Source organism: Lentzea sp., from assembly GCF_035525475.1.
Classification (GTDB): Bacteria; Actinomycetota; Actinomycetes; order Mycobacteriales; family Pseudonocardiaceae; genus Lentzea.
In genome coordinates this window covers 1-13,585 of record NZ_DATLEC010000173.1, presented here as the reverse complement: position 1 = coordinate 13,585, position 13,585 = coordinate 1, and the positions used below count along the sequence as shown (strand labels likewise).

The following is a 13,585-nucleotide window of genomic DNA, read 5'->3' as shown; positions in this document are numbered from 1 at the left end:
CCTAGGCGATTTTTACGCTCGTGTGGCCTTCGACATCGGGATCCGACAGGGCGTCCAGACGTCTCTTGACGGAGTTCAGCACCGCCACCTCGTCCTCGGTGAGCTGGGCGAACACGTCCCGCTGCTCCGCAGCGAGCAGGTCGACCGGATTCCCCGCTTCGCGTAGTGCGGCAAGCGCGTCGAACGTCATGATGGGCTCCCTCGCAGTGCCCGGAGATGTCCGGAATGGACACCCGTCAATGTCCGGACCCGCGGCGGGAACCGTTCGACGAGCCTCGGACCGGCTGGGTCCGGCCCGCGCCCAGGACACACCCGCGCAATCGCAACGAATGACATCGGAAAAGCAAATGTGCTCATTCGCTTTTCCTGGGTGTCTGAATCAGCGCGCAATGTTCCTGTTCGATCGCAACCCCGCTCAGGGCCAGACCAAGAATCTCGCCACCGAACTGCACAGTCAATCGACCGAATGGCGGGACTCGGGTGAAGCGGTGACAGCGATCTTCCCTCGCTACGCCCGGCTCGGCGTCAACACCCTGCATGGCGGGCGGCACCCGAGTGCCTCACGCGCACCCGCCTGCCCCGCGCTCCCTCGTTTCATCACCCATTCGGCGGGGTTGAGGAAGAATCCCTGGTCGTGCCGGTCCGTTTTTACGTCGAGTTCACCGGAATGGTTTTTCTGTCGCCGATTCACCTGATGTGAATTCCGCATCGGGCCGGGAACGGCTCGCCGGTCTCCCGGCTGAACTCCGTGGGGCCGAACGGCTCGGATCCAGCCGTGACGGGTGGCTTCCGGCGGTGTGGACGGCCGGCCGGGCGACTCCTGCAGCGACTTCCCGTCGATCAGCTCCGACGGCAGGTACGTCGCGTTCGAGAGCGAGGCGACGAACATCGTCGAGGACGGCCGCTCCCGGGTTCGGTGACCGTGCGGTGACGGGAGCGGCCGGGGGAGCGATGCCGCTCTCCCGGCCTGGTGGCAGGTCAGGCGAACGACACCACGTAGATCAACACGATGCCGAGGATGTACACGGGATAGCCGATGCGGGCGCCGTTCGCGAGTGTGCGTTCGGCGTCGTCGCGTTTGACGTTCGCCAGCCCCTTGCGCAGCATCGCGATCAACACGCAGCACACGGCCAGCAGGATGAAGGCGTAGTAGCCCCATTCCAGTGCGACCGTGTAGCTGACCGATGGCAGCTGGGAGGTGACGTTGTTGAGCAGGACCGCGGTGCTGAGGATCGCCGTGACGCCCATGGACACGGGCGCCGCGCTCTCGCTGGGTTTGAAGAACAGCGACAGGTAGGTGACGCAGATCAGCAGTGCCAGCGGGAGCAGGTTCTTGAAGAGGAACGGCAGGACGTCGCGGGTGATGACGACCTCGGCGGCGTACTGGCTGTAGAAGATCCCCGCTGTGGCGCCCACCGCCTTGGGGTCGCCGAGGGCGTCGCTGCTGCCGACGGTGCGCTGGAAGAAACGTGCCGACTCGGCCTGCCAGTTGGGCGCCTGGTTGATGTCGCGGCTGGCGTCGGCGCCGCTGAGCAGGTAGTCCTCCGGTTTCTGGTCGAGGATCTCCTTGTCCGTGGCGTACACGACCTGGTCGCTGGTCCGGGTGCGGTTCTGCAGCACGGCGGAGAGCTGCTGGTGGTCGAACGGGAAGTCGCGGAAGTCGAAGCCGGACTTGAACCGGTCGGCCACCCGGTACAGCCGGTAGGTGACGCCGTCCTCGGTCACGTCCCGCAGCGGTGCGCCGAGCTTGAGGTCCGGTTTCACGGCGTTCATGAACTGCACGTCGGACGCCGCGTGGTCGCCGACGTACTTCAGCCAGAGGAAGAAGTCCATGTAGTAGCTGCCGTCGCGGGTGTCGACGTCGCGGATCTCGTTGAGGTTGATGCCGGTGGCCACGACCTGGCGACGGGTGAGGAGCCGGTCGCCGATGGCGATGATGTTGCCGCCGGCGGTGTCGGCCCGCAGCGCGGCCTCGGACAACGGCTCGTAGATCGTGAGCTGGACGGGAGCGGAGACGAACTTCGCGCCGTCACTGGTCACGATGGACACAGGCATCTGCGCCGAACCGTTCTCGGTGAAGTACAAGGGGCCGAGCAACGCCTGGAAGGCGTTCTTCCGGTCCTTCAGGCCTCCCAGGTCGTCGCGCAGCCGTTGCCTGTCCTGTGCCTTGTGGTTCTGGTCGAGACCGTATCCGTTGCCGCGCATGAGGTGCACGCCGATGTTGAGCGCCTGACGCGCGGTCGCGGCGTGCCACAGCGGGCGTTCGCCGTAACGCCGTTCGAACTCGTGCGCCCAGGCCAGCGCCGGCCCGGACAGCGAGTCCTGGGCCATCGGGGTGCCCATGTAGAGGCCGGGCGTGAGCTTGCCCTGCAGGCCTTCCGCCTGCTCCCTGGCGACGAGCAGGGTGTGGAAGGCCCGGCTGGACAGGGAGTCGGTCCCCAGGATCGGGGCGGTGACACCCGCGGTGCGCAGCTTCGTGATCATCTCCACGCCGAGCTTCTCCCGCAGGGCCAGCACGATCGGCACCCCGGGAGCGAGGGTCCGCAGGCGCTGGACGGCGGCGTCCGCGGTGGCCGCGGAACGTTCGGGCTCGTAGGAGACGGGTAGCTCGGCGGCGACAGTGCCGAACGTGCGGAACGACGCGGCGAAGGTCTCGTGCACAGAGCGGCCGGACTCGTTGTCGCCGTAGACGATCGCGGCCGTGGTGGACCCGAGGATCTTCGCACCGTACGCGGCGAGGAAGTCGCTTTGCGTGCGGTTGCCGAACATGCTGCGGAAGTACCAGTCACTGCTGTCGGTGATTCGCGACGAGGTCGCTGACGGCGTGATCGCGGGGATCTTGGCCTTCTGGTAGATCGGCGCGGCCGCGAGAGCCGTGTCGCTGACGCCGTGGCCGATGACGTACATGACCTTGTTCTCGCGCACGATCTGTTCGGCGATGGCGCGAGCCCTGTCCGGTTGGTCCGCGTCGTCGTACACGAGCAGCTCGACAGGATGTCCGTTGATCCCGCCCGCGTCGTTGACGGTGTCCATGTGCATGCGCAGGCTGCGTTCCATGTGTGCCGATGTCGCCGCCGAGTCGCCGGTCATTCCCGCGACCAGCGCCACGTGCACCGGATCACCGGACCGCGTGCCGGCCGCGAGCAGGAAGCCCAGTCCCGTGAACAGCACGAGCGCGACCGCCGCGGCACCGGCCCAGGGCGACCACCTGCGCCGTCCACCGGCTGGTTTGCGCACGTCGCTGGTGTCCGGCCTCTCCGGCTTCGCCAGGTGCGCCACCTCGGCCGGCGGGGTGCACGGCCCGGCACCCAGCGCGGCGCGGACCCGTCGCGTGTCCGGCTCCCGGACGAGGGCATACGCCTTGTCCAGGCAGTACCGGCGTTCGCCGTCGTCGGTGACCAGCTCGGCGAGCCAGCGCCAGGCGGGCTCGTACCCGACGTCTTCGGTCAACGCGCGACCGAGCAACTCCCTGGCCTGCGCGGGATCGGAGTGCCGCACCCGCAAGGCCCGGTTGGTCAGCGAAAGGGCAGCGGTCTGAGATCCGTCCGGCACGCATGTCTCCAGAAACGTCGATCAAGGGGAAGTGGCCGCACAGCCATCCATGATCGATGTTGGCAGTGCTGAACCGGGCGCGAGCAAGATCGACGTCCGGTTCAGCCAGAAGTGTTCAGTTCCTCATAAAGCTCTATCCTTTCAGTGCGGGCCAAAACTGATCTCGTGGCTGAACGCCTCAGCCGAACGTCCACTGCTGGTTGGCGCCGCCATGGCACGTCCACAAGACGACCTTCGTGCCGTTGGCGGCGGCGGCACCGTTGACGTCCAGGCACAGGCCGGACTGCGCACCTGTGACGGTGCCGTTGGCGTTGACGGTCCAGCGCTGACCGGCTCCGCCGTCACAGGCCGCGGTCACCACCGCGGTACCCGGTGCCGTCTGGTTGTTCTGCGCGGCCGCACAGCGGGTCTCGGTTCCGTTGTAGACGGTGAGCTGACCAGATGTGGTGCGCGTCCAGGTCTGGTTGGTCCCCGCGTGGCAGTCCCAGATCTGCACCACCGCACCGGGTGCCGTGCTCGCCCCGCTGACGTCCAGGCACCGGCCGGCGGCGAGCGCGCGGACGGGACCGGTCGAGCCGTTGCCGCCACCGGAGCCGTAGCCGGCTGCGATGATGTTGTCCTGCACGGCGTTTTCGGTCGCGTCCGACGGGTAGCCCGCCACCACGGCGCCCTCGTAGAACGTGCCGGCGCTGAGGTTCGCGCCGCCGTCGGGTTTGCAGCAGTCACCGCCGCTGCCGAGGATGATGGCGCCCTGCTTCCTCATCGGGCTGTAGCCCGGTGGCAGCGAGCCGTCCCACAACGTCGTCGTGGCGCCGTTCTGCGCGTTGCCTCCCTTGATCGCGAACCGCGTGGTGCCGTTGTTCTTGAGCATCGCCGTGACGAACCTGTTCGGGAACGCCCGCTGGTTCGGGTTCCACGACTGGCTGCCGCCGGGGAAGAGTCCCCACTCGAGGTCGGCCTGCACCCACGGGCCGGTTCCCTGACAGCCGCCGAACCAGCACTGCGTGCTGAAGTTGATCGCGTCCATGGCCCCGGCCGCGTCGGCCTTGCGGGTCGTCTCGCTGTTGCCGTAGTCGAAGCAGCAGCCTCCGTTGACGTGCGTGCCGCTGGTGACTATGTACATGCCCTCCGGCGCACTGCCGGTGGGAACCCCGGTCAGGTGGCCGTCGCGCCAGTAGCTGTTGCCCGGGTTGATGTAGAGCGAGTAGGCCTTGCTCCCGCCGACGGTCACCGACTCGGAGGTCGCGATCGCCGGTCGGCTCTGCGGAGAGCCGGGCACGACGCTGGAACCCTGGTACCACAGGTCGTTGCCGCGTCCTGACTGGTCGTAGACCATCGTGACGACACAGGTCGTGCCGGCGCAGAACGTGTCCTGCGCGAGCGCATCGGCCTTGCCGCCTGCTGCCAGCACGGCGATGTTCCTGGTCGTGTTGTCCGACGAACGCCGGACTTGGTAGAGGTTCCCGTTGTAGGAACCGTAAAGCGCTCGTACGGTGCTGTGTGCGGCGACGCAGGGCGTCCCTCCGGACGCGTAGATGTCGCAGGGACCGGTGGTGGCCGCTGCCGCTGGTGTCGTGGTGGCCGGCGAGACGGCGATGGCGCCGGTCAGCAAGATGCTCAGTGCCGCGGGCAGAACGCGCCTCGGCCTGGGTCGGGTCGTTGTCATGAGCCGCTCCACTGCGTTGTGGATCTGGTTTGTGTATCTGGGGATTCGGGCCTACCGGCCCCAGAGCCTCCAGGTCTGGTTGAGCTGGCTGTTCTGGTTCACGGCCTTGCACGTCCACTGGATGACCGGTGCGCCCGCGGCGGTGGAGACCCCGTTCACGTCGACGCACTTGCCGCTGCTGCGGGCCACCAGCTGGAAGTCGTGCGGGTCGTTGCCGCTGTAGGTGACCTTGCGCAACGTGAACTGCTGGCCGGTCGAACCCGGTGAGCAGGTCCGCTGCACGACAGCGGCGCCGTCCGCGGTGGAGGACACGTGCAGGCACTTGCCCGACTGCTGGTTGGCGACGGTGTAGGTGTCGGCGACGCCCTGCACCGGCGTGAAGTTCCAGAGCTGCTGGTCACCGCCTTCGCAGGGGAACTGCTGCTGCTGGTTCTCGTCCGCTGGGCTCAGGTTCGTGTTGTCGAGGCACTGCTGGGAGTGCTGCGCCGCGGCCACGGACTGGAAGCCGGCGTTGCCGGGTGGCAGCAAGGTGATCGTGGACGTCTCGTTGACGTCGTTGTGCGGCACGGTGACCGTGATGGCGTTGTCGGATACCTGCACCACGGAGTTCTGCACCGTGACCGGACCTTGTACGGCACCACCGTTGTTGTACGGGATGCGTTGCACCAGCACGCGCACCTGGTTGTTCTGCACGATCCCCGTCGTGGTGTCCAGGCGCTGCAACGAGACCGCGACGTTGCCGGTCGTGCTGCCCCCGCCGACGAGGACCTTCGCCACACCGTTCGCCTTGGTGGCGAACGAGTCGTAGGACTGGCTCGCCGTGGAGGCGGCGATCTGGCCGGTCTGCCCGGCGTAGAAGCGGTAGACCCACCACTCGCCCTTGGGCTGGTGCCGGCCGGCAGAGTCGCGGACCAGCAGGTTGCCCAGGTCGTTGTGCAGGTTGCCGCCACCCGCCCAGTTGGCGCGCAGGCCGTCGGCGCCGGCGCGTTCCAGTCGTGCGACGTACCACGCGCCGTCGCCGGGGTTCTGCTCGTTCGAGGCGCCGTACTCGTTGATCTGGTACGGCCGTGGGTGCGGGATGCCGCGTGCGTCGAGGGTCGCGTTCGCCGTGGCGACGTTGGCGACCGGATCGCTGGGAAGCGCGTGCCAGCTGAAGATGTCCGGTACAACGTTGCTGGCCCGTGCGAAGTCCAGGTACTGGGTCCACCAGCCACCGGTCGACGGCACGCCCGCGAGGCTCGGGCCGACGATCGGGTGCGAGGGGAACGCTGCCCGGACGCGCTGGTGGGTGCGGCGCCAGAGCTCGAAGTACTGCGACTGCGGGCGGTTCCAGAACAACGTGATGTTCGGTTCGTTCCACAGGTCCCACTGCACCGGCGCGCCGGTGGCCCGGACGTCGTCGATCACGCGCGTGAGGAAGGCGTCGTAGTCGGCCCAGTTGCCGTTGTCGCCGGGGAAGCGCGAGATCGGATATCCGTCCGCACCCCACAGGTCGTGGAGGAGGAGCACGAACTCGCCACCCAACGCGCGGGTGCGCAGCAACTGCGCCCTGGTCGCGTTCCAGCGGCGGTCGTACCTGCCCGACACCCATCCGCCGGGACTGTCGAGCTGGGCCCCACCCGCGCGCATGGACCGGAAGTTCACGTCGCGGTAGAAGTGGTCCGCCGGCCCGGAGGCGTTCTCCGTCATGCCGTAGATCCAGCCGGAGGCGCGGTAGGTGGGGGCGCCCCCGGTGGTCGAGAAGGTGACGCTGATGGGTTCGTTCGCGGCCTGGGCCGGTGCTCCGGGCGTGCCGAGCGCCAGCACCAGTGCCGTCACCAGGGCTGTGCGGGTTCGTCGGTGAACCATGGATGGGCTCCGTTACGTGTCAGGGCGGCGACGGAGACTCGAACCGGTTCGATCGATAGATGAACGTACGCGCAGAAAACCAGTGACGGCAAGGGGCTGGCAGGTCGAACCGATTCGTCTGGGCTAGCCGTGTCGGCGCGCGCCGGTGCTGGAGCGCAGGGTGATGGAGGGAGCCAGCAACGCGTGCCGCGGCGTAGCTGCCGGATCGCTGATCTGCTCGAGGAGCAGGTCGACCGCGAGCCGGGCCATCTGCCCGGCAGGCACGTCGGCGGCGGTCAGCGGCGGGTGGAAGTCCTCGGCCAGGCGGTCCGCGATCACTCCGGTGAACGAGAAGTCGCGCGGCACGTCCAGCCGCGCGCGGTGCAGTGCGCGCTGCACGCCGGGAAGCGCGGCCTCGTTGATCGTCACCGCCGCCGTCACCTCCGGCCAGCGCTCCCGGATCTGCTCGAAACAGGCGGTGCCGGCGGCCGGGTCGTCGGCGCAGCACACGTCGTGCGCGGTCAGACCGCACTCCTGCGCGGTGCGCAGGAACGCCGCCGTCGCGCGCACCGAGGGGCCGTACCCGGACGCCACCAGCTCGTCGGACCGGTTGAGGAGCACGATCTCGCGGTGGCCGAGATCGGCGAGGTGCCGCACGCACCGGCTGATCAGGCCGCTGTAGTCGACGTCGACCCACCACGAGGCCGCCGGGTCCTCGACGTGGCCGATGGTGACGAACGGCAGCCCGGTGCTGGTGAGCCGCTCCACCCGCGGGTCGTGCAGCAGGATCTCCATCAGGATCACGCCGTCCACCCTGCGGCCGGTCACCACCCGGTCGAACGACCGGTCGTGGTCGCCGCCGCTGGGGGAGAGGAGCACGTCGTGGTCGTGGGCGGCGGCGGCCTCCACGACGCTGGCGACGAAGTTCAGCTGCACGTCGGTCAGGCGGGTGCTCGCGGGCGGGATCACGAGGCCCAGCGTCCTGGTCCGCCCCTCGGCGAGCGCGCGGGCGCTCGCGTTCGGCCGGAAACCGAGCTCGGCGATCACGTCGTTGATGCGCCGCACCGTCGCCGCGGAGACCGGGCGCTTCCCGCTCAGCGCGTAGGAGACGGTGCTGCGGGACACCCCGGCCCGCTTGGCGATCTCGCCGATGTTCATGCCGCTTCTCCTCGTCGAAGGAACCGATTCGACTGTCGAACACTGTAGGTCACCAGCCCTTGCACAAGGCCATCCAGGGCCGCTACGTTGGCGCGGCTGCTCAATAGTCGAACCGGTTCGATGATTGTCGGCGACGAAGCCTGCAGGAAGGACCACCCATGCGGCGCGCAGTCCTCACCCTCCTCGCGGCAGGCCTGGCCACGACCGCCTGCACCTCGGCGCCCGGCGCCGGCGCACCGGACACGTTCTCGGTCTGGGATCCCTATCCCCAGTTCACCGCCGGCTCCGACTGGGCGAGGACCGTCGACCGGTGTGGCTCCGAGGCCGGGGTGAAGATCCAGCGGCAGGGGTTCGACACCACCGACCTGACCGGCAAGGTGCTGCTCGCCGCGCAACAGCGCACGGCGCCCCAGGTCCTGGTCGTGGACAACCCGGTCGTGTCGACGCTGGCCGAGGGCGGTGTGCTGCGGCCGAACTCCGACGTCGGTCTCGACGCCTCCGCCGCCGCCCCCAACCTCGTGTCGGCAGGGGTCCTCGGCGGACAGACCTACGGCGTGCCCATCGGTGCGAACACGCTGGCGCTTTACTACAACAAGGCCGTGCTTTCCGCCGCGGGCGTCGACCCGGCGGCGATCACGGACTGGGCGGCACTGGACACGGCGCTGGCCAAGGTGAAGGCGGTGGGCAAGAAGGGCATCACGTTCTCGGCGATCGGCACCGAGGAGGGCACCTTCCAGTTCCTGCCCTGGTTCTGGGGCTCCGGCGCGACGCTCGCCGATCTCGGTTCCGCGCAGGCCGTCAGCGCGCTGACGGTGTGGAAGTCGTGGCTGGACAAGGGTTTCGCGCCGAACTCGGTGATCGGGAACACCCAGACCACCAGCTGGCAGGAGTTCGCCACCGGGGAGTACGCCTTCGCCGAGAACGGCACGTGGCAGCTGCAGAACGCCAAGAAGACCGGATTCGAGTACGGCGTGGTCGCGATCCCCGGCCGCACCGGTGGCACCGCACCCGCGCCGACAGGAGGTGAGTTCGTCACCGTGCCTGCGCAGGACGACAAAGCCACCGAGACCAAGGCCGGGCAGATCGCGACCTGCCTCACCAGCCCGGAGAAGGTGCTCGCCGCCGACACCGCGCTCACCTACGTCTCCGCTGTGCGGTCCGTGCAGCAACAACAGGTGGCGGCCCTGCCTGAGCTGAAGGTGTGGGTCGACGCGGTCAACGCGGCCAGGGGACGCACCGGGGACAACCTCGGAACCCGCTACCCGCGGATCTCGCAGCCGCTGTGGGGCGCCGTGCAAGCCGCGCTCACCGGTGCGAAAACACCGGAAGCCGCGCTGAAAGACGCCCAGAACGTCGCGGCCACCGCGAAGTGACCGTGCGTACACGGCTCGCAGCCTGGGCGTTCGCGGCTCCGCTCATCGCGTACCTGCTGGTCTGCTACGCGTACCCCCTCTACACGAACGTGGATCTGAGTCTGCGCGGGAACACCGTGCGCACGTTCGTCCAGGGCGGCGCTCCGTTCGTCGGTCTCGACAACTACGCCGCGGTGCTGGCCGATCCCACGATCCGCACGGCGGTGCTGAACACGGTGATCTTCACCGTCGTCTCGCTCGTGTTCCAGTACGCGATCGGGCTGGCGCTCGCGGTGTTCTTCGCACGCGACTTCCCGTTGTCGGCGACGTTGCGCGCGCTCTTCCTCGTGCCGTGGCTGCTGCCGCTGATCGTGTCCGCGTCGACCTGGGCATGGCTGCTCAACAGCGAATCCGGTCTGGTCAACGCCGTTCTGGCGGTGTTCGGTGTGGATCGGGTCAACTGGCTGACCTCCCCGTCGTGGTCGTTGGTGTCGGTCACCGCCGCCAACATCTGGATCGGTGTGCCGTTCAACCTCGTGGTCCTCTACAGCGGCCTGCGCGCGATCCCGCCCCACCTGTACGAGGCGTCCTCTTTGGACGGAGCGAGCGGCTGGCAGACGTTCCGGCACATCACCTTCCCCCTGCTGAGGCAGGTCTCGGCGATCACGGTACTGCTCGGGCTGGTCTACACGCTCAAGGTGTTCGACCTGATCTGGGTCATGACCAGGGGCGGGCCCAGCGGGTCGTCGACGACGCTGGCCACCTGGTCCTACGAGCTCGGGTTCGGCAACGCGCTGCCCCGGTTCGGTCCCAGCGCCGCCGTGGGGTCCGCGTTGATCCTGGTGTCACTGGTGGCGGGGCTCTGCTACGCCCGTCTGCAGGATCACGCATGAGAGCCCGGTCCTGGCGCACGTGGGTCGGTGCGGGGCTGACCGCGGTGATGCTGTTCCCGGTCTACTGGATGGTGAACGTCTCGCTCACGCCCGCCGGGGAGATGCGCAAGTCGCCGCCGGACCTGTTCCCGTCCTCGCCCACGGTGGAGGGCTACCGGCGGGTGCTGAGCGAGCAGTTGCCGTACTTCGGCACCAGCCTGCTGGTCTCGTCGGGCACCGTCGTGCTGACGCTCCTCCTGGCCGCGCCCGCCGCCCACGCGCTGGCGAAGCTGTGGCCGTCAGGGCGGCGCGTGCTCGGGTTCGTGCTGCTGGTCGCGCAGATGATCCCGGGGATCATCATGGCGCTCGGGTTCTACGGGATCTACGTGCGCCTGGGGATCACGAACACGGTGTGGGGACTCGTCTTCGCCGACTCGACCATCGCCGTGCCGTTCGCGGTGCTGGTCCTCACCTCGTTCACGACAGCGATACCGGACGAGTTGCTGCAGGCCGCCCGGATCGACGGCGCGGGGTCGTGGCGGACGTTCGTCTCGATCGTGCTGCCCCTGAGCCGCAACGGTCTGGTGACCGCGGCACTGTTCTCGTTCCTGTGGGCGTGGTCGGACTTCGTCTTCGCCGCGACGCTCGACTCCGGTGGCGCGCTGCAGCCGCTCACCCTCGGCATCTACCGCTACATCGGCAACAACAACCAGGAGTGGAACTCGATCATGGCCACCGCCGTCGTCGCGTCGGTGCCGGCCGCCGTCCTGCTCGTGGTGGCCCAGCGCTACGTCGCCGCCGGGGTGACCTCCGGCGCCGTGAAGGACTGAGAGGAACGCCCGTGGCACCCGAGTTCTCCCCGCGCGACATCCCCTTCAGCCGGGCTGGAGCCTGGTTCGGCCTCTCACCGGTGGTGGGCCTCGCGACCTACGCCGACGAAGTGAACCTGGTCTCGCACCGCAACGGCATGCACCCGCTGCTGCGTCTCGTTCCCGCACTACGGGAAACCCCGGTGCCCGCCGAGGTGACCGCCGACCCCGCGACGCTCACCTGGTCCACGGCGCAGGGCCGGATCACGGCGGTGTTCCCGGCACCGGACGTGCTGCGGATCTCGGGCACGGGAGCAGGCCTGCTGATCAGCGCCACCGAGCGGACGCTCACCCCGTTCACCGGCACCTACTTCTTCGCCGACCAGGCCGGCGGACTCGTCTTCACCTCCTACGAGACCGGGCACCGGCTGCGTCTGACCGTCCTGTCCGGACAGTGGAACCAGGTCGGCGACCAGGCGCTGGACACAGCGCGGAGAGGGCTCGTCCTGGATGCGGATGAGCCATGGGAGCTGATCGTCGAAGAACTGGGCACGGCTCGCACGCGCGTCTTGCCGAGCACGACGTTTGCCGACGATGTGGGGGCCGTGCGCGCGGAGTTCAGCCAGTTCGCCGCCGCGGTCGCACCGTGGCACACCCCGGCCGCCGAACTCGCCTGCTACGTGCTCTGGTCGGCCACGGTGCGGCCGGCCGGCTTCGTGCACCGGCCCGCCGTGCTGATGTCCAAGCACTGGATGGACAAGGTGTGGAGCTGGGACCACTGCTTCACCGCCCTGGCGCTGGCCGGCGGAGCACCGGAGCTCGCCTGGCAGCAGTTCCAGGTGGTGTTCGACCACCAGGACGCGGAGGGCGCACTGCCCGACTCGGTCACGCACTCCGAGGTGCTGCGCAACTTCGTCAAGCCGCCGATCCACGGCTGGGCGCTGTCCCTGCTGCGCCGGCGTCTCCCCGACGGGCTGCCCGACGTCACCACCGCGTACCACCAGCTGGTCGCGTGGACGTCGTTCTGGCTCGACCACCGCCGCGTGCCCGGCAGCCGTTTGCCGCACTACGAGCACGGCAACGACAGCGGCTGGGACAACTCGACGGTGTTCCGGGAGGAACGACTGGTCCGCTCACCCGACCTCACCGCCTTCCTCGTGCTGCAGTGCAAGGAACTCGCCCTGCTCGCCACCGAGGTCGGCGACGAGCCGGCCCGGTGGACGGAGCAGGCCGACGAACTCCTGGAAGCACTGCTCGACGAGCTGTGGCAGGGCGACCACTTCGTCAGCCAGGGCGTCGTCAGCGGTACGAAACGGCGCAGTGAGAGCCTGCTCGACCTGATGCCCGTCGTGCTGGGCGAGCACCTGCCACGTGCCGTGTTCGACCACCTCCGCGCGGACATCGCCCAGCACCTCACGTCCGTGGGACTGGCCACCGAGCTGCCGGGCTCGCCGTGGTACGAACCGGACGGCTACTGGCGCGGCCCGGTGTGGGCGCCCGCCACGGTGCTGGTCGAGGACGGCCTGCGCCGTGGAGGCGCGGTGGAGCTCGCCGACCAGGTGAGCGCGCGGTTCCTGGCCACGTGCGAGAAGTCCGGGTTCGCCGAGAACTTCGACGCGCTGACGGGGGAGGGGCTGCGCGACCGCGCCTACACCTGGACAGCCGCCGCCTACCTCCTGCTCGCCGAGCGCGGTGCCGGGCGGGAAGGTCCGCCCGGCACCCCGGTCGCCGGTCTGGACGGGGTTCCGACGTGGTCAGGCGGTGGTGCAGGTGCTGCCGTTGAGGCTGAACGAGGACGGCGCCGCGGCGTTGCCGGTGTGGGTGGCCTGGAACCCGACGGTGGTTGACGCGCCCGGCGCGAGATCGCCGTTGTAGGAGACGTTCCTCGCGGTGACCTGCCCCGAGGCGGGGGAGTAGGTGGCGCTCCAGCCACCCGTGATCGTCTGCCCGCCGGGCAGCGTGAAGACCAGCGACCACCCGCTGACCGGTGCCGAGCCGGTGTTGGTGATGGTGATGTTCGCCGTCAGGCCGTTGTTCCACGCGTTGACCGCGGTGCCCACGCGACAGGCCGCGTCACCGGGAGGTGTGGTCGTGGTCGTGGTGGTCGTCGTAGTGGGATCTCCGCCGCCGAACTGGGTGATGAACTTCCACACCTCGCCGGAGGTCCAGGTCTGCCACCCGTCGCCGCCGGAGTCGATCGGTCCCGGAGTGTGCCCGCCGTCGAACGCCGCCCAGACCACGGGGTAGCCCGCGCGGCAGCCGCTGTAGTTCGTGATGATGTGCCTGCGGCTTCCCGCCGCCGGTTCGGGGGCGTTCTGCGCGGTGCAGCCGTTGTTGCGCACGAACGTG

At 68.9% G+C, this 13,585-nt stretch carries 11 protein-coding genes; 5 read left to right on the top strand and 6 right to left on the bottom strand.

Annotated features, from left to right (window positions below):
- Window position 1: 1 nt before the first annotated feature.
- On the bottom strand, window positions 2–190 hold the full coding sequence (locus tag VM306_RS28340; RefSeq protein WP_325520535.1) for an aroma-sacti cluster domain-containing protein: 189 nt from the start codon (window positions 188–190) through the stop codon (window positions 2–4).
- Between the two features lie 592 nt (window positions 191–782).
- On the opposite strand from VM306_RS28340, the gene VM306_RS28335 reads away from it, so the two are divergent.
- Window positions 783–920 (top strand): hypothetical protein, encoded by a 138-nt coding sequence (locus VM306_RS28335; protein ID WP_325520533.1) that lies wholly within the window; start codon window positions 783–785, stop codon window positions 918–920.
- Between the two features lie 58 nt (window positions 921–978).
- On the opposite strand, the gene VM306_RS28330 is transcribed toward VM306_RS28335, so the two are convergent.
- The 4 genes from VM306_RS28330 to VM306_RS28315 all read right to left on the bottom strand — a co-directional run bounded on the left by VM306_RS28330 (window position 979) and on the right by VM306_RS28315 (window position 8,203).
- The gene (locus tag VM306_RS28330; protein ID WP_325520531.1) at window positions 979–3,552 is read right to left on the bottom strand and encodes an ABC transporter substrate-binding protein; all 2,574 of its coding nucleotides are present in this window, start codon (window positions 3,550–3,552) and stop codon (window positions 979–981) included.
- A 178-nt stretch (window positions 3,553–3,730) separates the two neighbouring features.
- Window positions 3,731–5,218, bottom strand: coding sequence for an arabinofuranosidase catalytic domain-containing protein (locus VM306_RS41465; RefSeq protein ID WP_325520529.1), 1,488 nt, complete (start codon window positions 5,216–5,218; stop codon window positions 3,731–3,733).
- Between the two features lie 51 nt (window positions 5,219–5,269).
- Window positions 5,270–7,066 (bottom strand): ricin-type beta-trefoil lectin domain protein, encoded by a 1,797-nt coding sequence (locus VM306_RS41460; protein ID WP_325520527.1) that lies wholly within the window; start codon window positions 7,064–7,066, stop codon window positions 5,270–5,272.
- A gap of 123 nt (window positions 7,067–7,189) precedes the next feature.
- Entirely contained in the window at window positions 7,190–8,203 is a 1,014-nt protein-coding gene (locus tag VM306_RS28315) for a LacI family DNA-binding transcriptional regulator (RefSeq protein WP_325520525.1), read from the bottom strand.
- Window positions 8,204–8,361: 158 nt separating this feature from the next.
- Here VM306_RS28315 and VM306_RS28310 point away from each other — a divergent pair, with 158 nt between their 5' ends.
- From VM306_RS28310 to VM306_RS28295, 4 genes are read left to right on the top strand one after another with little or no spacing between them, the layout of a single operon-like run.
- The gene (locus VM306_RS28310; RefSeq protein WP_325520523.1) at window positions 8,362–9,576 is read left to right on the top strand and encodes a sugar ABC transporter substrate-binding protein; all 1,215 of its coding nucleotides are present in this window, start codon (window positions 8,362–8,364) and stop codon (window positions 9,574–9,576) included.
- A gap of 2 nt (window positions 9,577–9,578) precedes the next feature.
- Window positions 9,579–10,448, top strand: coding sequence for a sugar ABC transporter permease (locus tag VM306_RS28305; RefSeq protein ID WP_325520521.1), 870 nt, complete (start codon window positions 9,579–9,581; stop codon window positions 10,446–10,448).
- The gene (locus VM306_RS28300) at window positions 10,445–11,257 is read left to right on the top strand and encodes a carbohydrate ABC transporter permease (protein WP_325520519.1); all 813 of its coding nucleotides are present in this window, start codon (window positions 10,445–10,447) and stop codon (window positions 11,255–11,257) included. The genes VM306_RS28305 and VM306_RS28300 overlap by 4 nt, the downstream gene beginning before the upstream one ends.
- Before the next feature lie 11 nt (window positions 11,258–11,268).
- The gene (locus VM306_RS28295) at window positions 11,269–13,083 is read left to right on the top strand and encodes an amylo-alpha-1,6-glucosidase (protein WP_325520517.1); all 1,815 of its coding nucleotides are present in this window, start codon (window positions 11,269–11,271) and stop codon (window positions 13,081–13,083) included.
- Here VM306_RS28295 and VM306_RS28290 read toward each other — a convergent pair.
- Window positions 12,991–13,585, bottom strand: a 595-nt coding sequence (locus VM306_RS28290; protein ID WP_325520515.1) for a cellulose binding domain-containing protein, incomplete at its 5' end; no start/stop codon positions are given. The two genes, VM306_RS28295 and VM306_RS28290, sit on opposite strands and share 93 nt — an antisense overlap.